This is a genomic window from Myroides fluvii (assembly GCF_009792295.1).
GTDB classification, from domain to species: Bacteria; Bacteroidota; Bacteroidia; order Flavobacteriales; family Flavobacteriaceae; genus Flavobacterium; species Flavobacterium fluvii_A.
Window position 1 is genome coordinate 2,248,349 of the sequence record NZ_CP039934.1, and the last position, 24,338, is coordinate 2,272,686.

Genomic DNA, 24,338 nt, shown 5'->3' on the forward strand with positions numbered 1-24,338 from the left:
TTGTCCTTTTGATTAAAAGGACAATTTACGATTATTCAGTTGCTTTCGCTTCTTCTTTTTTTCTCTCTTGAATAAAATCATTCAGATTTTTGGCGTACTTGTGATTGAGCACTTCTGGTGTTAATGAACTATAGATGGTATCCAAGTATTTGATGTTGCGGTCATAGAGCTCAGTCAATGCAATATAAGGAGCAATGTCAGCATTTTTGTTGTTTAAAGCAAAGTTGATTGCATTTAAGTACAAACGACCAGTCAGTTTTTTATTTACCTCCTGTAAGCTATCTAATTTCGCTTGATTATTGCTTTTTTGAGCTTCAAATAAAGCAACGTACAAATCGTTTTGGCGATCTGTAATCAGCGCTCTTGATTTTAGGTACTCTTTGTAGAGTTCATTGTTTTGAGATCCTTTTACTTTTGCGTCTTTGTAAAAGTTTTTCAAGGTAGTTTCAATGGTCATTACGCCTGGTTCAGCAAAGAAAGCCAATTGATTATCAATAGAATTACTGTGTCCGCGATCCAAAGAAAGGAAAAGCATTTCGGGTGACTCTAAATGGTGTTTAAAGGTAAAATCTGCTGATTTACCATCAAAAATAACAGAATCAAGGGCAACAAAAGTAGTATCTTGAACATGGTAGAGATATACTTTTCCTTGTTTTAAACCGTCAATTTTTCCTGTAATGGTTAAATTATCAGTTCTTTTTGCATCTTTGTCACAAGAAGTAAGAAGCGAAGCGCCTAAGATAAAGGCAAGACCAATATATTTTTTCATTCTATTATTTTATTTAAATAAATCTAACCCTGGGATATTTGGCATGCCATCTTTGGCTGCCGCAGCTAATTCAGCTTCGTGAATAGCAGTTGCTTTTTCAATTGCTCTGTTTACTACCATAACAAGATAGTCTTCCAATTGCTCTTTATCGTCCATTAACTCATCTGCAATGGATATAGAACGAATCGTTCTGTTTGCCGTCAAAGTCACTTGTAGTAGTTCATCACTACTTTTTTCATCAATTAGAATGGTGTCCAATCTCTTTTTTGTTTCTTCAATTTTAGCTTGGGTTTCTTGTAATTTACCCATCATTCCCATTAAGTCGCCAAACATACTAGTATACATTAAAATTTAGTGTGACAAAAATAGCATATTCTTTTCAAGTTTTGTTCATGATGTCGATAAAGACCTTAACTAATTTTGTTCTATATTCCCATTGAAATTAATTTACATTAAGAATTAGCGGATTTATAATCCGTATTTTTGACTGTATAATATTCGTTAATACTGAAAAAGATGAAAGAAGAATTTTTAGCCTTAGCTGTGCATCAAAATACAACCAATCACAGATTTGAATTAACTGTTGATGGATATACTGCTTTTATTGATTACAAAGAAGATAGTCAACGCATTCACTTGCTTCATACCGAAAGTCCAGAGGAACTTGCTGGTCGTGGGGTGGCAACTGCCTTAATTGAAAAAGCACTTTTATATATTGAAGAACACAAGAAAACAGTGATGCCTTTTTGTCCATTAGTGTTTGCTTATATAAAAAAACATCCAGCATGGAAGAGGTTAGTAGATCTTAGTTTTCCTGCTTATAATAAATTGTAATTCAAGAAGAAATGAAAAAGAAAATAATTGGATTTGGAGCTAGTATTTCAACTACCTCAATTAACAAAGAATTTGCGGCATATGCGTTGGGCTTTTTTCCAGAGTATGAAGTTGAATTAGTAGACTTAAACGACTATGAAGTACCCGTTTTTTCTGTGGATTGTGAAAGAGAGAACTGCCCAGAAAGAGCCAAAGCTTTTTTAGCTAAATTACAAGAAGCGGATGTACTTGTTTGCTCTATGGCAGAACACAATAGAAATTGGACGGTTGGTTTTAAAAACTTATTCGATTGGTGTTCGCGGTTGGATTTGAAATTACTTCAAAATAAACCCATGTTGCTTTTGTCTACTTCGCCAGGCGGTTATGGTGCTCAAAACTCCATGAATATCGCTAAGACTATTTTTCCCGCTTTTGGAGGAAATGTTTTAACCACATTTGCGTTGCCCAAATTTCATGAGAACTATGATCGTATACACGGAATTCAAAATGAAGTAGTATTAGCGGATTTTAAAAATCAGGTTGAGGAATTTAAAAATCAACTAAACAAATAAAATTGGTACAAAAAAGAGATAGAGAAATAACTATCTCTTTTTTTTGTTAGTAAGCTGTTAAAAGTTCATACATAGCCCAAAAAGTATGAATATCTTTGAGTGAAATACATGTAAAATTCAACGTTATAATCTATGTCTCAAACCCCTGAAATTCCTGTTATCTTTGACTTTACTAAAGAGTATGTCTTAGAAAATGACCGTGTAAAACTCATTCCCCTAAGCGAAAAGCACCTCGCTGATTTACTGTATTACGCATTAAATGAATCTGATATTTGGTTTTTTTCTTCTGATAAGCCAACGGACAATGAAAATATGATTAAGTATGTGAAGGCCGCTTTAGCGATGCGCATGGAAAAGCAAGGGTATGCTTTTGTGATATGGGATAAGCAACAACAGAAATTTGTTGGGTCTACGCGTTACTATCGCGTAGATGTTCGCAATAAGGTAAGTACAATTGGGTATACATGGTATAGTAAATCGGCTCAAGGAACAGGAGTGAATAAGAATTGTAAATACTTGTTGTTTGAGTTTTTATTTGAGAAGCTTGGCTTTGAGCGTGTAGAATTTGAAGCAGACAGTGAAAATCACCGCAGTATAGCGGCTATTCTCAGTTTAGGTTGCAAGCAAGAAGGTGTTTTGCGAAAAAATAAAATTAGAACAGATGGCACACGTCGAGATAGTGCAGTTTTTGGTCTATTGCGAGAGGAATGGCTCATTTCTGCTAAAGAAAGACTACAGGCAAAACTGTAATCCATTCCCTAGATTAAACTCCTCAAACTAAAGGGCTAAATCTTGGTCTTCCCCATGAAAAACCCGTATTTTTGTATTTTAAATAAAAGAAATGAACGAATCTATTCTAGCTCCTATAGCTAAAAAAATACCACATGAACTAAAAGCGCATAACCAGATGCGTATCGATAATTACTTTTGGTTGAATGACAGAGAAGACAAAGAAGTATTGGCCTATTTAGAAGCTGAAAAAGCATACTATCAAGCGTCAACAGCGCATACTAAAGTACTGCAAGAGTCTTTGTTTACTGAAATGAAAAATAGAATCAAAGAAGACGATTCATCAGTACCTTATTTTTACAATGGCTACTATTATATTACTCGTTTTGAGCAAGGGAAAGATTACCCGATTCACTCGCGTAAAAAAGGAAGTCTAGAGGCGATAGAGGAAGTTTTGTTTGACTGTAATGAAATGGCGGAACCTTATGCTTATTTTCACCTGAGAGGAATTACGGTTTCTGAGGATAACCAATGGGTAGCCTATGGTGTAGATACCGTTTCTCGAAGAGAATATACGCTTTATGTGAAGAACTTAGCCACCGGAGAAATTTTGGATTTTGCTATTAGCAATACAACAGGAGCTTCTACTTGGGCAAGCGATAATAAAACACTATTTTATTCTCGTAAAGATGCAGTAACCTTGCGTTCAGATAAAATCTACAAACACGTGATTGGCACTCCTTTGGAAGAGGATGCTTTAGTTTATCACGAAACAGATGACACCTTCGATACGTTTATCTACAAAGAGAAATCGAGAAAGTTCTTGGTAATTGGAAGCGAGAGTACTTTAACTAGTGAGTACCGTATTTTAGAAGCAAATAACCCACAAGGTGAGTTTCGAATCTTTCAAAAAAGAGAAAGAGGGGTAGAATATGGAATTTCTCATTATGACAATCGCTTTTATATTTTGACGAATAAAGATGAGGCGGATAACTTTAAGTTAATGTCTTGTTCGGAAACACGTACAACAAGCGCAGATTGGGAAGAACTTATTCCACATCGCGAGGATGTGCTTTTGGAAGGAGTTGATATTTTTAAAGATTATTTGGTGATTTCAGAGCGATCTAATGGATTAGCTCATATTAAGATTCAACCCTGGAGAGAAGGAGAAAAAGCGTATTACTTGCCTTTTGAAAGTGAGACTTATAATGCACAAGCTCAGATTAATGCTGATTTTGAAACGGAGAAATTCCGTTTTGTCTATCAATCGTTGAATACCCCTTCTTCTGTCATTGATTTTAATATGCGTACTCAAGAAAAAGAAATCTTGAAAGAGCAGGAAGTATTAGGTGATTTTGACAAGAATGATTATGCTGAAGAACGCATTTGGGCTACAGCAAAAGACGGTGTAAAAGTGCCTATTTCTATGATTTATAGAAAGGGAATTGAGCGAAACGGTAAAAATCCATTTTTATTATATGCCTATGGATCCTATGGAATTACGATGGAACCTTATTTTTCAACAACGCGTTTGAGTTTGTTGGATCGCGGTTTTGTATATGCGATTGCACATGTGCGTGGCGGAGAAGATATGGGACGCGATTGGTATGAAGATGGAAAGTTATTAGTGAAGAAAAATACCTTTACAGACTTTATCGCTTGTTCTGAATATGTAATGGAACAAGGATATACTTCTTCGGATTATTTATTTGCCGAAGGAGGTTCTGCTGGAGGAATGTTGATGGGGGTAATTGCGAATGAGCGTCCTGATTTATACCAAGGAGTAATCGCTCAAGTTCCCTTTGTCGATGTAGTAACAACGATGTTAGATGATAGTATTCCACTAACCACAGGAGAATACGACGAATGGGGAAATCCCAATGAAGAAGAATACTATGACTATATGTTGTCTTATTCTCCTTATGACAATGTCAAAGCACAAGCGTATCCGAATATGTATATCTCAACAGGATTACACGATTCTCAAGTACAGTATTGGGAGCCTGCGAAATGGGTGGCCAAATTAAGAGATATTAAAACAAACGACAAGCAATTGTATTTTGATATCAATATGGATACAGGACATGGAGGTGCTTCCGGTCGATTCGAATCATTAAAAGAAGTAGCCAAGGAATTTGCGTTTATGTTCGATTTAGTGGGAATTAAACAGTAAAAAAGAATTAACTTAGTATTGTTATTCATGCTTATCCTAAGTGTGAATGCAATATAAATAAATGAAAAGATGAAAGAAGAAATCCAAGCTTTTGATAATGTGATTTCCTTAGTAGGAGATACGCCTTTAGTGAAATTGGACAACGTTACCGCTTCATTAAAAGGACATTTTTACGGAAAAGTTGAAGCCTTTAATGCAGGACAATCAGCAAAAGATAGAATTGCATTACACATTATTGAAACAGCAGAAAAACAGGGAATCTTAAAGCCAGGAGGAACAATTGTAGAAACTACTTCTGGAAATACAGGATTTAGTATTGCGATGATTAGTGCAATTAAAGGGTATAAATGTATCCTTTCTGTCAGTGATAAATCATCTCCAGATAAGATCGATATGCTACGTGCTATGGGGGCAAAAGTATATGTTTGCCCAGCTAACGTGGCTGCTGATGATCCAAGATCATATTATGAAGTAGCGAAAAGAGTGCATGAGGAAACACCTGGATCCATCTATATTAATCAATATTTTAATGAACTAAATACAGAAGCTCATTATTTATCTACAGGACCGGAAATTTGGGAACAAACAAAAGGAAAAATTACGCATTTCGTTTGTTGTTCTGGAACTGGAGGAACGATTTCTGGAACAGCTCGTTATCTGAAAGAAAAAAATCCAGCCATTCAAATTCTAGGTGTTGATGCTTATGGATCTGTACTAAAGAAATATCATGAAACAGGCGAATTGGATCCCAATGAAATTGCCCCGTATAAAATTGAAGGATTAGGAAAAAACTTGATTCCATCAGCTACAGATTTCTCCGTGATTGACCACTTTGTCAAAGTAACGGATAAAGACGCAGCTTTAGTAGCGAGAGCATTAGCGCGTACAGAAGGTCTATTCTTAGGGTATACTTCTGGAGCTGTATTACAAGCTACTCGCTTATATGCTGAACAAGGAATGTTCGACGAAAATAGTGTAGTTGTTATGCTATTCCCTGATCATGGATCTCGTTATATGAGCAAAATTTATAGCGATGATTGGATGCGTCAGCAAGGGTTTCTCGATGAAAGTGAACCTAAAAATGAAATTAACTACATCAAGTAATAAATGAAAAGGCTGTTTTAAATCAAAACAGCCTTTTTTACTTTCGGATTAAGGGGTTATCAGAAAGAAGCCTTAGTAGTCTATATCTAGTTGGACTTTTTATTTTCTGTGTGATATCGAAAAAATACAGATATACACTTGATTTTTAGTTGTTAATGAAACAATGCTGAACAAATGTATATAAAAAAATGATAATAAATGATCTTATTGTAAATATTTTTGTTAAATAATTTGGTTATTATTTTTTATTCCTTAATTAGGGAATTGTATTTAGTTGTATTTAACTAAAATAAAGAACTTTTTCTATGCGAAGGATTAAAGTGTGTCTTTTTGATTTTCTTCTTGTTCAATTGTAATCTCTTCAAAAGATTTACTGTTTTTAAGTAAGCGAATGCTATCTGCGCGCAGGTTGCGCAACACTACTTGTTTGTTTACATCCTGGTATTTAGTAGTTGTTTTTTTAAGAATTTCAATAGCGGACATATCGGCGATATGGGATTCTTTGAAATCGATAATAATTTTAGTTGGATCTACTTGAGGAGTAAACTTTTCTGCAAAGGAGGTGGTACTTCCAAAAAATAGAGGACCGTAAATTTCGTAGATTTTGTTTCCTTCTGCATCAAATGATTTTCTAGCGCGAATGCGTTTGGCATTGTCCCAAGCAAAGATTAAGGCGGAAATAATAACGCCAACAAATACAGCTAAGGCTAAATTGTGAGAAAATATAATGATGGCGGTTACGAGAAAAAGGGTGAAGATATCAGCTTTAGGCATTTGGGTAATCAGGCGAAAGGAAACCCATTCAAAGGTAGTGATGGCCACAACCATCATTACGCCAACCAAGGCAGCCATGGGAATTTGTTCAATGATAGGACCGCCGATAAGAATAATAAAAAGAATGGTTAAAGCACCGATAATTGCAGCAATTCTCGTTCTCGCACCCGCTCCTATATTCACCAAGGTTTGTGCAATCATGGCACAACCACCCATACCACCAAAAAATCCATTGACGATATTTGCGCCACCTTGGGCCATAGCTTCTCTATTGCTATTGCCTTTGGTATTGGTTATTTCGTCAACAATATTGAGGGTTAAAAGCGACTCAATCAATCCAACACCAGCCATAACCACAGAGAAAGGCAGTATAATTTCTACTGTTTTCCAAGTAAGAGGAACTAAAGGAAAGTGAAAACTAGGTAAGGAACCACTGACCGTTGCAATATCGATTACTTTTTTTGTATCAATTTGGAAAAAGAATACAAGTAATGTAAGGGTTACAATAGCAACTAAAGAAGCGGGGATTTTTTTAGTGAACTTGGGAAGTAGCCAAACAATTCCAATAGTTAAGATTGTCAATCCCAACATAAGATAAAGAACATTTCCTGTTAACCAAGGAGCATCATCAGCTGTTGAGGTTTTAAATTGTGCCACCTGAGCCATGAAAATAATAACGGCTAACCCATTTAAAAATCCATACATGACCGGTTGAGGGATGAGTCGAATAAATCGACCGAGTTTGCATGCACCAACGACGAATTGCAAAATGCCTGCCAGTACAACGGCGGCGAATAAATACGCTACCCCATGAAGCGAAGCTAAGGCAATTAAGACAACCACTGTTGCTCCAGCTCCACCCGAAACCATTCCTGGCCTTCCTCCGAAAATGGCTGTAATAATTCCCATTAAAAAAGCGGCATACAATCCAGTTAATGGAGTTAAACCAGCAAGGATAGCGAAAGACAAGGATTCGGGAATCATGGTCATCGCTACGGTTAAGCCAGCAAGAATTTCATTTTTGATATTGATGTTCTTTAGAGCAGGAACAGACAAGAATGGATTCGTCATAGAGTATTTGAATATGGGAGCAAAATTAAAATTTTAATCCAACTAAATCACAAAAAACAGCAGTGGATTACAAGGAGATACAACAGTTGTATCCTATAAAAGGAGAATATCTTATTGAGTTGTGTAACAAAAGAGTAAAGGATGATACTTATAAGATAAACCAAAAATTAGTAATATGAAATTAGTTATTGAAAATTTAAGTAAGACCTATAAAAACGGGGTAAAAGCATTAGATGACTTGTCGATTGAGATTGGACCAGGTATGTTTGGTTTATTAGGACCAAATGGAGCTGGAAAATCTTCTTTGATGCGAACAATAGCTACATTACAAAAACCAGATACAGGTAGTATTCGCTTTGGCGATATTAATGTTTTGGAACAACAAAATGAATTTCGCAAAGTATTGGGGTATCTGCCTCAGGATTTCGGTGTTTATCCGAATATGTCTGCGGTTGATTTGTTGGATTATTTTGCGCGATTGAAAGGAATTTCAAATGCAGTAGAACGACGTGAAATTGTGAATCGCGTTTTAGAAGTAACCAATTTATACGAAGTAAGACGCAAAAGTGTAAGCGGGTATTCGGGAGGAATGAAACAGCGTTTTGGTATCGCTCAATTGTTGCTAAACGATCCAAAGTTAATCATTGTTGATGAGCCAACAGCTGGGCTAGATCCTGCAGAACGCCATCGCTTCTTAAATGTTTTACGCGAAATTGGAACCAACAATATCGTGATTTTCTCTACACACATCGTAGATGATGTAAATGAATTGTGTCATGAAATGGCTATTCTAAATGGAGGACATTTGTTAGAGAGAAGTACGCCCAAAGAGGCAGAACAAAAATTAACTGGACGTATTTGGTTAAAAGAAATCAATAGAGAAGAGATTGATCAATACAGTCAATTCAATATACTTTCGGGAAAATACAATCAAGAAAACCGCTTGAAAATTCGCGTGTACGCAGAGGATTCGCTTGCTGGTGAAGGTTTTGAGTTGGTAAAGCCAACCTTAGAAGATGTTTATTTTGTGGCATTAAAAAACGAGTAAGGGATGTTTAAAACAGTTTTTTCTTTTGAACTTAAACGTTGGTTTAAGAGCTGGGTGTTTTACTTATACCTAGCTATTTTTTTTGCGATAAGTTTCTTGTCGATGATGTCAACTATTGGTGTTTTTGATGCTGTGAAAAATACATCAGCCTCTTTATTACACATGAATTCCGCCTATTTATTAAATGTAATGTTGGATTCATTCAATATGTTGCTGTACTTTTTATTCCCTTCTATTATTGGAATGGCAATCTATAGGGATTACAAATACAATGTACATCATATTTTGTATTCATATCCCTTTTCTAAATGGGAATATCTACTGGGTAAATTTAGTAGCTCTTTTATAATTACGCTTTTAATTAGTATCATGATGGGAATAGGTGCATTTCTTGCAACCCTTATTCCTTGGGCTTCGCCTGAATTATTAGGACCCAATGTACTGTGGAACTATGTGCAAGTGTATCTCATTAATTTAATTCCCAATATGCTGTTTATTGGAGTGATTGTTTTTGCTGTAGTAACGTTAACGCGTAGTATTTACAGTGGATTCATAACCATTATCATCATTATGATTTTGCAGGGAATGATTAATAGTATTGCCGCAGATGTGAATTATAGAGAATTAGGGGCTTTGTTGGATCCTTATGGAGGACAGGCACTAAGCTATTATACCCGTTATTGGAGTGTAGATGAATTGAATATTAATGATTTACCGCTAGAGAAATACTATCTTTTAAATCGATTAATTTGGTTGGGAGTTAGTTTGTTGTCTTTGGTGATTCTAGGTAAGGTATTCAAGTTCTCCCAACAGCCGGCTACATTCTCTTGGAAGAGAAAGGTAAAAGGAGATCGTGTAGTGAAGAATAATTTTGGTGGAATTTTTAAAATAGAATTACCTAAAGTTCGTTACGATTATTCGTTAAAGGCGAACTGGAATAATGTATTTGCCTTTGCAAAGGTTGATTTTAAGTTCTTAGCACGCAATCGCGTATTCTTAATCCTAATAGGCGTTGGCTTGTTGTTTATGATTTTAGTAGCCAGTTTCGCCATGACGATGTATGGTACTGCGACCTATCCATTAACTCGACAAATGCTGATGATTCCGGGGGCTACCTTCCATTTCTTTATCTTGATGATTACATTCTTAGGCGCTGGGTTATTGGTGCATCGAGGAGAAAATACGCGCATGAATTTACTGGTAGATTCAACTGCAGTTCCCAATTGGGTCTTGTTCCTTTCTAAGTTTTTTGCGTTGATTGGATTGCAACTGCTGTTGTTAATGGTTATTATGGTAACGAGTATGGGAATTCAAGCGTATAATGGATTTTATCAGTTCGAAATAGATTTGTATTTACAAAGTTTAATTGGATTTGATTGGATTGAATTTATTATTTGGGCACTAATGGCGATTGCTGTTCAAACGTTCTTTAAAAATTATATCGTTGGATTCTTCGTTTTACTTGTGCTTCAAATGGGGTGGCCCGCTATTAGTAAAATTGGAATTGAACAACCGATTTTCTTTTTTAACTCTATACCAACACCTTCGTATTCAGATATGAACGGCTTCGGTTCAAGTGCAGATTTTGGGAAGTTTATTACTTATGCCCTATATTGGAGTTTGTTTGTGGCAGGATTGAGTGGCTTAACCTTATTGTTTTGGAGAAGAGGGGTATTTAGTGGATTGAAAGAACGTTTTTACTATGCTAAGAAACGAGCAAAGGCGGTGGTTGTCGTACCAACTGTGCTTTTCTTCGTTGCTTTTGTGAGTTTAGGAGCTTATTTATATTACGAAAATACAGTTTTACACGTGTTTCGCTCGTCTAAAGAAACAGAGCTGTTACAAGTAGAATATGAAAAAAAATACAAAAAGTATGAATGGATGGCACAACCTCGCATTGTAGATGTAAAGGTTGACCTTGATTTATATCCAGAAAGAAATGATTTCCAAGCCAGAGGAACTTATGTAATTGAAAATAAATCGAATCAAGTCATCGATACGCTATTGGTTGCTTTTTATCAAGATTTAAACAATAAGATTGTGGTAGAAGGAGCAAGCTTGCTATCAACAGATACAGTTCAAGGTTTTAGTTTTTATCGTTTTGATCGACCGATGCAAGCAGGTGAAACTAGAACGATGGAGTTTGTGGTAGAGAATAATCCTAATACATTTATTCGTTCGGAATCACCGGTTTTAAATAACGGAACATTTTTGAATAATAGTTATTTTCCTTCTTTGGGGTATAGTGATCGAAGTGAGTTGACAGATGATGAAATCCGCAAAAAGTATGGATTAGCGCCTAAAGAACGCATGGCAGAACAAACGGATAAACGGGCTTTGCAGAATACCTATATTAGTAACGATGCAGATTGGATTCACTTTGAGACGACGGTTAGTACGTCTATAGATCAAATCGCTATTGCTCCGGGGTATTTACAAAAAGAATGGACAGAAGGCAACCGCCGTTATTTCCATTACAAGATGGATCAAAAGATGTTGAATTTCTATGCTTATAACTCCGCACGCTATGAAGTAAAACGCGATAAATGGAACGATATTAATATTGAGATTTATTATCACAAAGGGCATGAGTACAACTTAGATCGCATGCTATCAGGAGTGAGAAAATCCTTAGATTATTATTCGACGGCATTTAGTCCATACCAACATAAACAAGTGCGCATTGTTGAATTTCCTTTAACGATGGGAACATTCGCACAATCTTTTGCCAACACCATCCCCTTTTCAGAAACAATTGGATTTGTAGCTCAGGTAGATGATGCGGATGAAAATGCTGTGGATTATCCTTTCTCAGTAACGGCGCATGAAGTAGCACATCAATGGTGGGCACATCAGGTGATTGGTGCAAACGTACAAGGAGCGACGATGCTTTCTGAAAGTCTATCCGAATACAGTTCTTTAAAAGTATTGGAAAAAGAGTATGGAAAAGGACAAATGCAGCGTTTTCTAAAAGATGCATTAGATGGCTATTTAGGCGGTCGATCATATGAAGATAAAAAAGAAAAACCGTTGATGTATAATGAGAACCAGCAGTATATTCATTACAACAAAGGGTCTTTGGTATTTTATACGATGAGTGATTATTTAGGGGATGCGGTTTTAAACGGAGTATTAAAGGAATATGTGAAAAAAGTAGCCTTCCAAGAAGCTCCTTATACGATTTCTACTGAATTAGTGAATGACATTAAACAAGCCACTCCTGATTCGCTGCGCTATATGGTGAAAGATATGTTTGAAACCATTACACTCTATGACAATTATGTAGATAAAGTAGAAGTGAAAAAACTAGATAATGGAAAGTACGAAGTGAAAATTAAAGCTTATGTAAGTAAATATAGGGCAGGAGATAAGGGAGAGAAACTATATGCGGATAAGGGAGAAACTCCACTTGTTTTTACAGGGGATAAGAATTTGAAAATAGAATCACTTCCTTTAGCTGATTATGTTGAGGTGGGAATTTTTATGAAAGATAAAACAGCTAAAAACAAAGATAAAGTATTGTATTTACAAAAAGTAAAAGTAACCGCTATCGAAAATGAATTTACGATTATTGTAGATGAACAACCGGTTGAGGTAGGAATTGATCCTTATTACAAGTTGATTGATACGCGTTCGTTTGACAATAGAAAAGCGATATAAAAAAAGGATCCGAAAGGATCCTTTTTTGGGTTTTATAAAAACGTGATGCATCACATAGAGGAAATAAAAAAGGGAAAGCACACGTGCTTTCCCTTTTTTATTTGTCTCAGAAATAAGATTATCCTCTTCTTTCTTTGATTCTTGCTTTTTTACCAGTAAGTTCTCTGAAGTAGAAAATACGAGCTCTACGAACTTTACCTCTTTGATTTAATTCGATTTTTTCTAAAGCAGGCATGTTGATTGGGAAGATACGCTCTACACCAACGTTACCAGACATTTTACGGATAGTAAAAGTCTCAGTAGCACCTGTACCTCTTCTTTGGATTACTACTCCTTTAAAGAACTGAGTTCTTTTTTTGTCACCCTCTTTAATTTCGTAGTACACAGTAATTGTGTCTCCAGCTTTAAATGCTGGGAAGTCTTTTTTTGCAACTAATTCGTCTTGAACGAATTTCATTAAATCTGCCATTTCTGAAAAAAATAATTAATTAATTTAAACCAACATACACGGACCTCGCCAGAGGTTAGTTTAAAAGCGAGTGCAAATATAGGTAAATTCAATAAAATAATCCTAATTTTTTTTGCTAAATTATTGGTGCAATGTACTTTAGTTATAGAAATACCTTCAGTATTAGGCTAAAGAAAACGCAGTCTTTTACTAGATTAAAATTTGATAAAAGTACTGAAACCAAAGGAATTAACCCGCCTTTTTTCCTGGTGACTTGCTGGTTTTTTACTTCACTAGGAGAGTAACTGAAGTGCTTTTTAAAGGCCGTGCTAAAGTGGTTCTGCGTTTTATAACCTAGCTTATCTGCAATAGCAGCAATGGATAGATCCGTTTCAAGGAGTAGTTGTTTGGCTTGTATCATCTTGAATTGCGTTACATAACCATAGACTGTTGTGCCAAATAAAAGCTTAAAATACGTTTTAAGCTTGAACTCATTGGTGCCAATTTGTTTAGCTAATTCTTTTAAAGTATAGGGGGTACATAATTTTTTTGTAATTAGTTGCTTAGCTAAGTGCATTTTCTCCCTGTCTTCTTTAGAAATCTTAATGTCGATCGGTACTGGATAGGTACATTGTTCGAGTTGCAAGAACAATAGTTCTTCTATTTTATTTTGCAGGTAAAATTTTCTAAAAATCCCCTTTCGCTTGCATTGCGTGATGATGTGTATAATATCCAGCATCTCAGGTTTAATGAATTGACTCTTGTGGAGTAAATTCTCTAGTGTATCTAAATCTTGTAGTGGGGGGGAAGTGTATTGGATATTTAATTTTTGTAAGAGAGCCATATAAGGATCTAAGGGAATAAAAATGGAGATATAATACATCGTAAAGTCAGAAGGAGGAAGTTGAAAGTGTCTCGTTCCTTGAGGTACTAGTCGCAAGAGATGGTGATTGTAAGTAAAGGCATCATCCATAATAAACAACATTTGTACGCCCTCTTGATTGGTAACAAACTCAATGTCGAGGACTTGTTTTGTGCGGGTAGTATATGTGTTGATGCAAAAGGGGTCTACAATTGAATACGTATTTTGGATGGTTCCATACTGATCATCTGTGAATACCTGAGTTTGTTCTTCAGAAACCGTGAGGGGTGTCGAGGAAGAAAAGAACGCATGATCAGCTAATTTAAAATTGACCTTTTTGATGGTAGTAGTTAGTCGCATAATATAAGAAGTAAGCTAATTTCTATTTAGACAAAGTAAAAATAATACTTTTTTTGAACATGTTAATCCCAATCTGAAAGATAATGTACAAGAGGAGACCAGTATTTTTGTGAAAAATTTAGTAACAGAGGCTCGTGATTTACTTATTTGTAAGTTTTCTTTAATAAAAGGCATGAGATTCAAAAAAAAATACTTTGTGTTGATGCGTAGTAATCTGAATACAATGAAACAAAAATCCTTCTTTTTTTATTTTATGCTTGCTTTTCTTCTTTTGGGGACAAATGCGCTACAAGCAAATGAACGAACTCTATCAGGGGTAATTCGAAACGATAAAAAACACCCTATCTCCTATGCTATAGTCAAGTTGACAGCATTGAACAAGCAAGTTTTAACGAATGAGCAAGGAGAATTTCAATTTCAAGAAGTCGCGTACGGACGCTATCAATTGGAAGTTAATTCAATGGAAATTAAGAGTTTTGGGGTTTTTGTGGATTATAAATCTGGTCGAGATTTCTTTGTGTTAACTGCGGAATCTTCAGCAGCAACTCATTTAGACGAAATGATTATTCGGGTTCAAAATGAAAAGCGCAAGATAGAGACTGGTGGTTATGCTGTGCAGGTAATTGAACCCCAGCATCTAGCAATGCAATCCATACAAACCAATGAATTGTTAGATCGTACTGCTGGTGTAAAAATTAGGCAAGACGGAGGGTTAGGTTCGCGCGTTAATTACAACATCAATGGACTGTCAGGGCGTTCTATTAAAATATTTATTGATGGCATTCCTGCAGAAAATTATGGTAGTTCTTTTTCTTTAAATAGCATTCCTCCTGCTTTAATTGAACGCATTGAAGTATACAAAGGCGTAGTGCCTATTTATCTATCTCAAGATGCACTTGGTGGTGCAATTAATGTAGTTTTAAAACAGAAAATAAAAAATTCACTAAACCTAAGTGGCTCGTATGGTTCTTTTAATACACATCAGTATAATGTAAATGGTAGTTTTCGAGAAGATAATGGTTTTACAGTAAATGCCAATGGTTTCTTTAACTACAGTGATAATGATTATCGCGTATATGGTAAACATATACGAATGGTTGATGAGAATGCAAAAGTAACCAATCCGAAGAATGGAGCGAGACGCTTTCACGATGCTTATAAATCCTATGGAGGTAAAGTGGATTTTGGCTTCACAGATGTCAAATGGGCCGATAAATTTTTAATTGGTGGAGTAATCTCTGGATATACGAAAGAAATTCAACATGGCAGTACAATGGAAAAAGTATATGGAAATCGCCTTGCGAAAAGAGATTCTTATATTTCAACGCTTACGTATGCAAAAAAGAATGTTGGAATTAGTGGTTTAGCGGTTAATATAGATGCTTCTTATAGCGATTTAACTCGCCAAGTAATTGATACAGTTGCCACAATGTATGATTGGAGCGGAAAACCAATTAGAGATTCAGAAGGCAATATAGCCAAATATAATACAGGCGCAGAAGTAGCGGCTCAAAAGACACTGGAAAAAAATAGAGATAAAATAGCTGCCTTACGTGCCAATATAGCTTATGAATTTGTAGAAAATAACGTGCTAAGTGTCAATTATTTTTTCAATAAGTTTAAACGAGATATTAGCGATGAATTACAACCTGTATCCCTACAAAAACTGGTTAATACTCGTGATTTAGAAAAAGATATTGTGTCTTTTAGTTATGAGAATAGGGCATTGAATCAAAAATTGCGTACCACTTTGTTCTATAAAATGTATCATCAAAAGGCAATTTCTAATGAACCGTATAAAGATGAACAGAAGCCCTTGGTAGGCGATTTGTATAAAGTGAATCGAATTACAAAGAGAACAAGTTTTAATGGATATGGTATCAGCATGTCATATCGTTTGTTTGATCAGTTTTATTTTTTAGGATCGGTAGAAAAAGCAATTCGCCTGCCAGATGAAACAGAATTATTCGGAAGTAATGCGGATAATCTTTTGCCTTCATTTGGACTGAACCCTGAGGAAAGTACAAATTTCAATATTGGATTTAATTCCGGTGTTTTTTACTTCCGTGACCATGGGATTAGTTTAAATGCTACTTTCTTTCAGCGCGATGTAAAAGGAATGATTCGAGAAGCTCTTGATTCCAGAGGTGTATTTACACAATATGAAAATTTAGATGACGTGCTGAGTAAAGGAGTTGATGTTGAATTCAACTACTCTTATAAGGAACGATTAAACGTAAGCTTATCAGTGTCTAAGTTTGATGTATTGTTTAATAAGAAATATAATAAGGATGGAGCAGTCTATAATTATTATAAAACTCAAATACGCAATGAACCTTCTTTTAAGTATAATGCAAATTTGAGCTATGTGTTTAAAAATGTGATAGATAAAGGGGATAGGCTAGGTGTAAATTACAATGTGTATTACGTTGAGAAATTTTTGCGTAACTGGTCTAATGTTGGAGGGAAAAATTTAGATGAAATCCCAACTCAATCTCCCCATGATATTGGATTATCATATGAATTCTCAGGGGGTAAGATGAGTTTGAGTTTAAACGCAAAAAATATTTTTAATCAGCGTATTTATGACAATTTCGGGCTACAAAAGCCAGGACGCGCTTTTTATGGAAAAGTAACATATTCAATTTTTTAATTTATAAAGTAAAATGAAAATTCAATTTTTTAAAACGTCAGTTTTAGTAGCTTCTTTAGCCTTATTGTCTATAGGTTGTTCTTCAGATGACAATGCAGCTCCTGATTCAAATCCTCCTGGTGGAGGAAATGAGGTAAATAAACAATTCCAATTGGCTTATGCTAGTGGTTCTGGTTCTCAGTCTGCTACTTACTTACAAGGAGTAGCTAGTTTAAATGAAGGAGAAGTGAGTTTCGCCAATTCAGGATACCAAATGCCCTCATCGAGAACTTCGCGTATCTTTGTTTCGGAAGATGGAAAATACGTGTATAATTTGAATTATACTGTTGGTGATTTGCGTAAGTACGAGCACTTAGGAGGACAAGATTATAAAGAAATTGGCAATATTGATTCTTCACCAGTAATTGGGACATCCAGAGGTAGATTTACAAAAGTCAATGAGAAGTTAGGATCTATCCACCATGCTGAAGCAAAGCCTCAATATGAAGGTGCTGATGGGTCAGGAGCATATCTAGGCCATAAAATTACGGCTAGTATTGCATTAATTGATTTAGAACAGTGGTCTTTTTTACCAGGAGCTAAAAAGGAAATAAACGTACAGTTAGATGCCGAATTAACTAGAAAGGGGTATTTTATCAATCGAATTGATGCGCCAGTGTTAGTTAATAATAAATTGTATTACGGAACTAGAATCGCGTTGTTTGATGCATCAACAGGAAAAACAAAACCAGTAGATCAAACATTTACCTTAGTAGTGGATAGAAATGATTTAAGTAAAGCAGAAGTGATTACGACAGAGCATGTTATAGGGTCAACGAATGGCTATCGCACACCAGCTGCTTATGCTAATGAACAAAACGAGGTGTTGCAATTAGTCAATGGAAATGACAAAACTTATATCGCAAGAATTGCAAATGGTCAATATAATAAAACGAATACTTTTGATTTAGGGCAAGCCTTAGGTGGTAAAAAAGTATCAAGTAATGGCTGGTTTTATGTAGGAAATGGAATAGGTTATGTACCGTATGAAAAAATGGATGAGACAGAAATTGAAATGGGGGTAGATAAAGATGGAAAACCTACAACTACTCATGCATGGGGATTGGCGCGCATTGATTTGAACAATAATACAGCAATAGACTTAGAGGTACCTGCTAATTTATGGTTGACACAATACCAAACAGCAGCAGTACGCGATGGGAAATTCTATATTGCTTTAGCACCTGTTTCAGGAAAAGGAAATATCTATATTTATGATATAACCTCTACATCTTCAAAAGGAGTAAAAGGAGCAATTATTACTTCTGGTGTAGATCAATATTATATTGGTGTGTATTAAGAAGAAATAGATTGTTGTTTATAGTAAGAGTCAACACCGTAATCTTTTTAGATTATGTGTTGACTCTTTTTTATTTTTTATCTTCTAAAAGATCGGGTCTTCTGTTTTTGGTATGTTCATAAGCCATATCCTCTCTCCATTTATCAATAACAGCAAAATTGCCACTTAATAACACATCTGGTACTTTCCAACCTTTGTATTCAGCAGGTCTTGTGTAAATAGGTGGGGCAAGTAAGTTGTCTTGAAAACTATCTGTCAAAGCAGAAGTTTCGTCGTTTAATACACCTGGAATTAGGCGAATTAAAGCATCACAGAGAATTACTGCTCCTAATTCACCACCAGATAGCACATAATCGCCAATGGATATTTCTTTGGTAATGAAGTGATCGCGCACGCGTTGATCTACTCCTTTATAATGGCCACATAAAATAATGATGTTCTTTAAAAGCGACATCGAATTCGCCATGGATTGATTCAAAGTTTCTCCATCAGGAGACATATAAATAATCTCATCGTATTCGCGTTCTTCCTTTAATTTAGTAATGCAACGGTCAATAGGCTCAATACTCATGACCATTCCCGCTCCACCTCCGAATTGATAGTCATCAACATTTTTGTGTTTGTTGGTGCTATAATCGCGTAAGTTATGGAAGTGTACTTCTACGAGTCCTTTAGCTATCGCTCGTTTTAAAATAGAAGCTTGAAAAGGGCTTTCAATTAATTCAGGAACAACAGAAATGATATCTATGCGCATGGGGTATAAATTTATACAAAGGTACAATGCTATTTTGTACAATCCAATGCTTATGTTGTATCCATACCAAGTTAAATGTTACATTTTATCTGATAAGTTTGGGTGTGTATTATTTATTTCTTGTAGAAATTATCCCTTTATTTCGTTTAAAATAGTGGATAAGTTACCTTTGTACGTATGAGTTTATCAAAAGCAAATGTATTGTTTATGGCAGCAGTTACGGGGTTAATTGTTGCTAATTTATATTATTGTCAACCTTTAATTCCTCTGATTGCGGACGAATTTGGTGTGTCAGAGGCATCTGCGGGCACACTAACTTATTTAACACAAGCAGGATACGCTATTGGGATGTTTCTCATGATTCCGTTGGGTGATCGGCTAGAACGAAAAAAGCAAATTACAGTGACAACAATCTTTGCAATCGCAGCATTAGGGTTAACTGCTACTGTAACAAATTTCTTTTGGCTTCAGGTAATTAGTTTTGTGTTAGGGGCAACTTCTATTGTTCCTCAATTGGTATTGCCTATGGCGGCGAGTTTAGCTTCGGAAGAGCAAAGGGGAAAAGTAATCGGCACCGTAGTAAGTGGCCTGTTGATTGGTATTTTGTTTTCGCGTACTTTGAGTGGATTCGTTGGAATTTGGCTCGGTTGGCGAGGCATGTTTTGGATTGCCACAGCAATTTGTGTTTTGCTTGTCATACTCATTCAATTTCGCCTTCCTATTAATAAACCAACGTATCAAGGGTCGCTGTCGAGTTTATATCGCTCTCTTTTTGTATTAATTAAGGAACAACCTATACTTCGAGAAGCTACATGGATCACGAGCTTGGCATTTGCTCAATTTGGCGCTTTCTGGACAACGATGGTTTTGTTGTTGCATAATCAGCCTTTTGGTTATGACAGTGCCTTGATTGGTTCTTTTGGATTAATTGGGGCCTGTGGAGCTTTTGCAGCACCTCTGGTTGGGAAAATAGGAGGGGCAGGAGGAGCTAGAAAATTGATTCTATATGGCATAAGCATGACATTTTTGAGCTTTGTCGTTTTTGCCCTATCTGCCACATCTATTGTGGGAATTATTATTGGAATAATCCTAATAGATTTAGGATTACAAACGATTCACGTATCGAATCAAACGCGGATTTACGCTTTATTGCCCGAAGCGCGTAATCGACTGAATACTGTCTATATGTCATTTAGTTTCTTGGGAACAGCTTTTGGCTCGGCTTTTGGTTTATATTTGTGGAAGTATTTTGGATGGGTAGGTGTATGTATAGGTGGCATGGTTTTAGCCTTTTTGTCATTTGTCATTTACTTGCGCACAAAGAAAAAAAATAAGTAAAATTAATAACATAAGAAGAATGGAAAACGGTATTTACGCAAAATTTAATACGTCAAAAGGCGAGATAGTCGTGAAATTGACTGAAGATAAAACACCTGGAACTGTAGGGAACTTTGTTGCTTTAGCAGAAGGTAAATTAGAAAATTCAGCACGTCAGCAAGGAAAACCGTATTATGATGGATTAAAGTTTCATAGAGTTATACCTGATTTTATGATTCAAGGAGGTTGTCCACAAGGAATTGGATCAGGTGGACCAGGTTATACATTTGATGATGAATTTGACGCAAGTTTAAAACATGACAAACCAGGTGTATTGTCTATGGCAAATGCAGGTCCTGGCACAAATGGATCGCAATTCTTTATTACACATGTAGCTACTCCTTGGTTAGATGGTAAACATACTGTTTTTGGTCATGTTGTTAAAGGACAAGATATCGTTGATGCAATTGCACAAGATGACGTACTTGAGTCAATCGAAATTGTAAGAGAAGGTGAAGCAGCTCAAAAATGGAATGCAGTTGAGGCTTTCCGTACATTTGAAGGAGCAAGAGAGAAACGAGTAGCTGATCAAAAGAATGCAGCAGAAGAAGCTTTAGAAAAAGTAGCTGCTGGTTTTGAACGCACTGAAAGTGGATTGCGTTACCAAATGATTGTGAACGGATCAGGTAAACAAGCTGAAAAAGGAAAAACAGTAGCAGTTCACTATAAAGGAGCTTTGGATAATGGTACAGAGTTTGACAATTCATACAAACGCAAAAAACCAATCGAATTTCCTTTGGGGATGGGACATGTAATCGAAGGATGGGATGAGGGAATTGCCCTGTTAAAAGTAGGGGATAAAGCTCGTTTCGTTATTCCGCCTTATTTAGGATATGGAGAAAGAGGTGCAGGTGGAGTTATTCCTCCAAATGCAATCCTAGTTTTCGATGTAGAATTAATGGACGTAAAATAATACAACAACAGACTCCCAATCTTTTTTTAAGTTTGGGAGTTTTTTATCAAACGCTAATTTTTTTATGAAAGAGGAAATTAATACGTGTTACGAGAAGATAAAACCCTATGTGCACTACACTCCCATTATGGAATCGGGACATATTGAAAATTTTTTGGGAAGCGATTTGTATTTTAAATGTGAAAACTTTCAACGAGCAGGAGCCTTCAAGATGAGAGGGGCCACGCATGCTATTTTGCATTTAACAACAGAGCAAAAAGAAAAAGGAGTGGTGACTCACTCTTCTGGGAATTTTGCACAAGCCTTGGCTTTAGCCGCTCGTATTTTTGATGTTAAATGCTATATTGTCATGCCTTTTAATGCACCTAATGTAAAAAAGGATGCTGTAGTCATGTATGGAGGCGAAATTGTAGAATGCGCCCCTACGATGGAGTCAAGAGAACGCGTGTGTAATCAAGTGATCGATGAAACAGGTGCTACTTTTATTCACCCTTCAAATGAAATGCATGTTATCATTGGAAATAGTACGGCCACCAAAGAATTGTTAGAAAATGAACCTGATTTAGATGTCGTAATTGTACCCGTTGGAGGTGGTGGACTCTTAGCAGGAACAATTTTGGCTGCGCAAGCTTTTGGAAAAGAAGGAATCGAAGTCTATGCTGGTGAACCGTATGAAGTTGACGACGCTTTTCGCTCGTTAGCAAGTGGTACGATAGAATCTAATTTATCGGTTGATACCATTGCAGATGGTTTGCGCACTCAGTTGGGGGATGTCAATTTTCCTATTATTCAAAAGGGAGTCAAAGGAATTATTCGCGTTCGCGAGAATGAAATTGTCAGTGCGATGCGATTAATATGGCAACGCATGAAAATTATTGTAGAACCCAGTAGTGCCGTGGCTTTAGCTGTGTTGATAAAAGAACGACCACTGTTTGAAGGTAAAAAAGTGGGTATTATTTTATCTGGCGGAAATGTAGATTTAGATAATTTACCGTTTTAAAGCGGTTTAGTTTTAGGACTAAACCCTTTTTTGTGCCATTAATTAAATAATTGTTGGTAGGTGTTGCTGTATTTCTTTCTCAAACGCTGTTTGGTCTTTTTAACTGCGTCAATGGTAATTCCCAAAATATTAGCAGTTTCCTGATTGGTGAGATTTAATCGCTGTAGTAAGATTACACGTAAATTAGAGTCCGTTAAGTCCGGAAATGTCTCGATTAAATTCGCATAGTATTCCGGTTGTTCCGTTTGAAAGGTCTTTTTGAATACCAACCAACTCTCATCAGTCATCAAGTGAGAAGAAATAGTTTGCTCTAACTTCATGCGTTCCGTTTGTGACTTGACACTGGTTGAATCTTTAATTTTATTTAATTCAACCTCTAAAATATTAATCTGTTTTGTCTTTTCTGCCAAATACTCTTTGTAGGAGTCTAAGGAGTGATTAGTATCTTGCCATCTCTTTTCGGATTCAGCCATTTCTTGCTCAATCTTTTGAATATTCGATTCGTACATCGATGCTTGTTTAGTCAATTGTTTTCGGTATATTTTATACACAAAAATCAATACACAAACCAGTGAAAATGAAAGTGACAAGAAGAGTAAACGTTGATAATTTATTTTTTCATAGTGATAGCGCTCTGATTGTAGATGTAAATTGATGAGCTCTATTTCTGCATCCCAATTAATCTGGTCGATGGCTTTTTGTCCTTCTGTTTCGCTGATGTATTCATTGAGGGTTGTTAGATTTCTTCTATAGAGCAATTCGCGTTTTTCATCTTTTTCAGCTATAGATACCTCTAAAAGCAACTTCATGATGTCGTATTCAAACCCTTTGACGTAATTTAAATTTTGGGTATAAGAAAAAGCCTCTAAAGCTGTTTTCTTTGTGTTTGCAACATCATTCTTATCCCAATAAACCTGTGCTAGGGATAACAAGGCAAACATCGTATTTTTTTTATCATCCACTTTTTTAGAAAGGGCAACATCCTCTTCCAAATAAGCAATCGCTTTCTCCCAATTTTGTTTATTGTTTTCGATAATAGCCAGATCACCTAGAATTTTAGCATAGCGCAAAAGATCTCCCTGACTTTCCGCAAGGTTTTTGGCTTGTATTAAGTAAGGATAAGCCAAGGCCTCTTGTTTGTCTTTAATGGCAAAATTGCCAATCGCATTTAATAGGCTGGTGTAATTGATATTGTCTTTGGAGGTAAACTGAAGCGCTTTGGTTAGATAAGTGATTCCCTGTTTGTATTTACCTATAGTGCCATAGAAATAACCAATTTTTCGATAAATGTCAGTAGGTTGTATCGTAATTTCCTCCGGATGATAATCTAAAACATAGGCAACTTCACTATAGTAATTAGCAGCTTCTATATAATGATTATACGTATAGTAATAGAAGCCAATCTGCGTGTTAAACCAATGGGTGAGGTTTGGGAAATTTAAGTTTTCTATTTGTGTCTCAACTTCTTTTAATAACAAGGTCGTCTGCTCATTAAAAGCACCTAATTCTTCGGCTTTAATTTGTGCTTTTTTTACCTTGAAGATGATGTTCAGGACGTCCTTGTTAATTGAATGTTGGTTTGTTGATTGCGCTTGAATAAGTTCTTCCAGTTTAGTGATATCCTCTACTTTGTGTAACGCTGTGAGTAATTGATTAATATGTAAAGCGGTATTTTCTTTTGTATTACTACAACTGTAAAAACACAATAAAATAATAAAGCACATTATTTTTTTCATAAATACCTAATTTAATAAAGTGAAGGGGACTGAAAAGTTAAATTTTACAATGTCTCCCCCTTTGTCCACCTCGATGTCCACCCCAAATATACTGTTTTTTTTAACAAAATGTTATATTTTGCTTAAGTTTTTGTATAGACACCTTTAGGCTTCAAAAACAAGAAACAATTAAAACAATTATTA

The 24,338-nt window shown here is 35.8% G+C and carries 19 protein-coding genes; 12 read left to right on the plus strand and 7 right to left on the minus strand.

Annotation, left to right across the window (positions count from 1 at the left end):
* Window positions 1-31: 31 nt before the first annotated feature.
* Window positions 32-769, minus strand: a complete 738-nt coding sequence (locus FBR08_RS10320) for a DUF4369 domain-containing protein (RefSeq protein WP_158962632.1) — start codon at window positions 767-769, stop codon at window positions 32-34.
* A gap of 9 nt (window positions 770-778) precedes the next feature.
* Window positions 779-1,102 (minus strand): YbaB/EbfC family nucleoid-associated protein, encoded by a 324-nt coding sequence (locus FBR08_RS10325; protein ID WP_158964247.1) that lies wholly within the window; start codon window positions 1,100-1,102, stop codon window positions 779-781.
* A 183-nt stretch (window positions 1,103-1,285) separates the two neighbouring features.
* Between FBR08_RS10325 and FBR08_RS10330 the strand changes: the two genes are divergently transcribed.
* The 5 genes from FBR08_RS10330 (at window position 1,286) to FBR08_RS10350 (ending at window position 6,160) form a co-directional block, all read left to right on the plus strand.
* Window positions 1,286-1,603 carry a GNAT family N-acetyltransferase gene (locus FBR08_RS10330; RefSeq protein WP_158962633.1) on the plus strand — a complete coding sequence of 106 codons (318 nt, stop codon included), beginning with the start codon at window positions 1,286-1,288 and terminating at the stop codon, window positions 1,601-1,603.
* An 11-nt stretch (window positions 1,604-1,614) separates the two neighbouring features.
* On the plus strand, window positions 1,615-2,154 hold the full coding sequence (locus FBR08_RS10335; protein ID WP_158962634.1) for an NADPH-dependent FMN reductase: 540 nt from the start codon (window positions 1,615-1,617) through the stop codon (window positions 2,152-2,154).
* A 132-nt stretch (window positions 2,155-2,286) separates the two neighbouring features.
* The gene (locus tag FBR08_RS10340; protein WP_158962635.1) at window positions 2,287-2,904 is read left to right on the plus strand and encodes a GNAT family N-acetyltransferase; all 618 of its coding nucleotides are present in this window, start codon (window positions 2,287-2,289) and stop codon (window positions 2,902-2,904) included.
* 91 nt (window positions 2,905-2,995) lie between these two features.
* A complete protein-coding gene (locus tag FBR08_RS10345) occupies window positions 2,996-5,056 on the plus strand; it encodes a S9 family peptidase (protein ID WP_158962636.1) in 2,061 nt (686 codons plus the stop codon).
* 69 nt (window positions 5,057-5,125) lie between these two features.
* Complete coding sequence (locus FBR08_RS10350; protein ID WP_158962637.1) at window positions 5,126-6,160, plus strand: PLP-dependent cysteine synthase family protein; 1,035 nt, start codon at window positions 5,126-5,128, stop codon at window positions 6,158-6,160.
* Window positions 6,161-6,475: 315 nt separating this feature from the next.
* On the opposite strand, the gene FBR08_RS10355 is transcribed toward FBR08_RS10350, so the two are convergent.
* Window positions 6,476-8,005 (minus strand): SulP family inorganic anion transporter, encoded by a 1,530-nt coding sequence (locus FBR08_RS10355; RefSeq protein WP_158962638.1) that lies wholly within the window; start codon window positions 8,003-8,005, stop codon window positions 6,476-6,478.
* Between the two features lie 175 nt (window positions 8,006-8,180).
* On the opposite strand from FBR08_RS10355, the gene FBR08_RS10360 reads away from it, so the two are divergent.
* Entirely contained in the window at window positions 8,181-9,053 is an 873-nt protein-coding gene (locus FBR08_RS10360) for an ABC transporter ATP-binding protein (RefSeq protein WP_158962639.1), read from the plus strand.
* Between the two features lie 3 nt (window positions 9,054-9,056).
* Window positions 9,057-12,713 carry an ABC transporter permease/M1 family aminopeptidase gene (locus FBR08_RS10365; RefSeq protein ID WP_158962640.1) on the plus strand — a complete coding sequence of 1,219 codons (3,657 nt, stop codon included), beginning with the start codon at window positions 9,057-9,059 and terminating at the stop codon, window positions 12,711-12,713.
* A gap of 118 nt (window positions 12,714-12,831) precedes the next feature.
* On the opposite strand, the gene rplS is transcribed toward FBR08_RS10365, so the two are convergent.
* Together rplS and FBR08_RS10375 are read right to left on the minus strand one after the other, a co-directional pair.
* Complete coding sequence (gene rplS, locus FBR08_RS10370; protein WP_158962641.1) at window positions 12,832-13,182, minus strand: 50S ribosomal protein L19; 351 nt, start codon at window positions 13,180-13,182, stop codon at window positions 12,832-12,834.
* A 142-nt stretch (window positions 13,183-13,324) separates the two neighbouring features.
* Window positions 13,325-14,383, minus strand: a complete 1,059-nt coding sequence (locus tag FBR08_RS10375) for a helix-turn-helix domain-containing protein (protein ID WP_158962642.1) — start codon at window positions 14,381-14,383, stop codon at window positions 13,325-13,327.
* A 172-nt stretch (window positions 14,384-14,555) separates the two neighbouring features.
* Here FBR08_RS10375 and FBR08_RS10380 point away from each other — a divergent pair, with 172 nt between their 5' ends.
* Window positions 14,556-17,036 carry a TonB-dependent receptor gene (locus FBR08_RS10380; protein WP_158962643.1) on the plus strand — a complete coding sequence of 827 codons (2,481 nt, stop codon included), beginning with the start codon at window positions 14,556-14,558 and terminating at the stop codon, window positions 17,034-17,036.
* A 13-nt stretch (window positions 17,037-17,049) separates the two neighbouring features.
* Window positions 17,050-18,375 carry a DUF4374 domain-containing protein gene (locus tag FBR08_RS10385; RefSeq protein WP_158962644.1) on the plus strand — a complete coding sequence of 442 codons (1,326 nt, stop codon included), beginning with the start codon at window positions 17,050-17,052 and terminating at the stop codon, window positions 18,373-18,375.
* A gap of 70 nt (window positions 18,376-18,445) precedes the next feature.
* Here the strand turns inward: FBR08_RS10385 and trmD are convergent, their stop codons facing one another.
* Window positions 18,446-19,129 (minus strand): tRNA (guanosine(37)-N1)-methyltransferase TrmD, encoded by a 684-nt coding sequence (gene trmD, locus FBR08_RS10390; protein ID WP_158962645.1) that lies wholly within the window; start codon window positions 19,127-19,129, stop codon window positions 18,446-18,448.
* Between the two features lie 177 nt (window positions 19,130-19,306).
* Between trmD and FBR08_RS10395 the strand changes: the two genes are divergently transcribed.
* The 3 genes from FBR08_RS10395 to FBR08_RS10405 all read left to right on the plus strand — a co-directional run bounded on the left by FBR08_RS10395 (window position 19,307) and on the right by FBR08_RS10405 (window position 22,419).
* A complete protein-coding gene (locus tag FBR08_RS10395) occupies window positions 19,307-20,467 on the plus strand; it encodes an MFS transporter (RefSeq protein WP_158962646.1) in 1,161 nt (386 codons plus the stop codon).
* A gap of 19 nt (window positions 20,468-20,486) precedes the next feature.
* Window positions 20,487-21,419, plus strand: coding sequence for a peptidylprolyl isomerase (locus FBR08_RS10400; RefSeq protein WP_158962647.1), 933 nt, complete (start codon window positions 20,487-20,489; stop codon window positions 21,417-21,419).
* Between the two features lie 64 nt (window positions 21,420-21,483).
* Window positions 21,484-22,419: a pyridoxal-phosphate dependent enzyme gene (locus FBR08_RS10405; protein WP_158962648.1), complete on the plus strand. Its 936-nt coding sequence runs from the start codon at window positions 21,484-21,486 to the stop codon at window positions 22,417-22,419.
* Between the two features lie 38 nt (window positions 22,420-22,457).
* On the opposite strand, the gene FBR08_RS10410 is transcribed toward FBR08_RS10405, so the two are convergent.
* Complete coding sequence (locus FBR08_RS10410) at window positions 22,458-24,155, minus strand: hypothetical protein (protein WP_158962649.1); 1,698 nt, start codon at window positions 24,153-24,155, stop codon at window positions 22,458-22,460.
* Window positions 24,156-24,338: the final 183 nt, after the last annotated feature.

Bases quoted from the DNA above. Each gene is read 5' to 3' on its own strand.
- FBR08_RS10375 (WP_158962642.1), bottom strand. From the start codon at position 14,383: ATGCGACTAACTACTACCATCAAAAAGGTCAATTTTAAATTAGCTGAT.
- FBR08_RS10345 (WP_158962636.1), top strand. From the start codon at position 2,996: ATGAACGAATCTATTCTAGCTCCTATAGCTAAAAAAATACCACATGAA.
- FBR08_RS10365 (WP_158962640.1), top strand. From the start codon at position 9,057: ATGTTTAAAACAGTTTTTTCTTTTGAACTTAAACGTTGGTTTAAGAGC.
- trmD (WP_158962645.1), bottom strand. From the start codon at position 19,129: ATGCGCATAGATATCATTTCTGTTGTTCCTGAATTAATTGAAAGCCCT.
- FBR08_RS10335 (WP_158962634.1), top strand. From the start codon at position 1,615: ATGAAAAAGAAAATAATTGGATTTGGAGCTAGTATTTCAACTACCTCA.
- FBR08_RS10395 (WP_158962646.1), top strand. From the start codon at position 19,307: ATGAGTTTATCAAAAGCAAATGTATTGTTTATGGCAGCAGTTACGGGG.
- FBR08_RS10340 (WP_158962635.1), top strand. From the start codon at position 2,287: ATGTCTCAAACCCCTGAAATTCCTGTTATCTTTGACTTTACTAAAGAG.
- FBR08_RS10380 (WP_158962643.1), top strand. From the start codon at position 14,556: ATGAGATTCAAAAAAAAATACTTTGTGTTGATGCGTAGTAATCTGAAT.
- FBR08_RS10350 (WP_158962637.1), top strand. From the start codon at position 5,126: ATGAAAGAAGAAATCCAAGCTTTTGATAATGTGATTTCCTTAGTAGGA.
- FBR08_RS10325 (WP_158964247.1), bottom strand. From the start codon at position 1,102: ATGTTTGGCGACTTAATGGGAATGATGGGTAAATTACAAGAAACCCAA.
- FBR08_RS10360 (WP_158962639.1), top strand. From the start codon at position 8,181: ATGAAATTAGTTATTGAAAATTTAAGTAAGACCTATAAAAACGGGGTA.
- FBR08_RS10405 (WP_158962648.1), top strand. From the start codon at position 21,484: ATGAAAGAGGAAATTAATACGTGTTACGAGAAGATAAAACCCTATGTG.
- FBR08_RS10355 (WP_158962638.1), bottom strand. From the start codon at position 8,005: ATGACGAATCCATTCTTGTCTGTTCCTGCTCTAAAGAACATCAATATC.
- FBR08_RS10330 (WP_158962633.1), top strand. From the start codon at position 1,286: ATGAAAGAAGAATTTTTAGCCTTAGCTGTGCATCAAAATACAACCAAT.
- FBR08_RS10400 (WP_158962647.1), top strand. From the start codon at position 20,487: ATGGAAAACGGTATTTACGCAAAATTTAATACGTCAAAAGGCGAGATA.
- FBR08_RS10385 (WP_158962644.1), top strand. From the start codon at position 17,050: ATGAAAATTCAATTTTTTAAAACGTCAGTTTTAGTAGCTTCTTTAGCC.
- FBR08_RS10410 (WP_158962649.1), bottom strand. From the start codon at position 24,155: ATGAAAAAAATAATGTGCTTTATTATTTTATTGTGTTTTTACAGTTGT.
- rplS (WP_158962641.1), bottom strand. From the start codon at position 13,182: ATGGCAGATTTAATGAAATTCGTTCAAGACGAATTAGTTGCAAAAAAA.
- FBR08_RS10320 (WP_158962632.1), bottom strand. From the start codon at position 769: ATGAAAAAATATATTGGTCTTGCCTTTATCTTAGGCGCTTCGCTTCTT.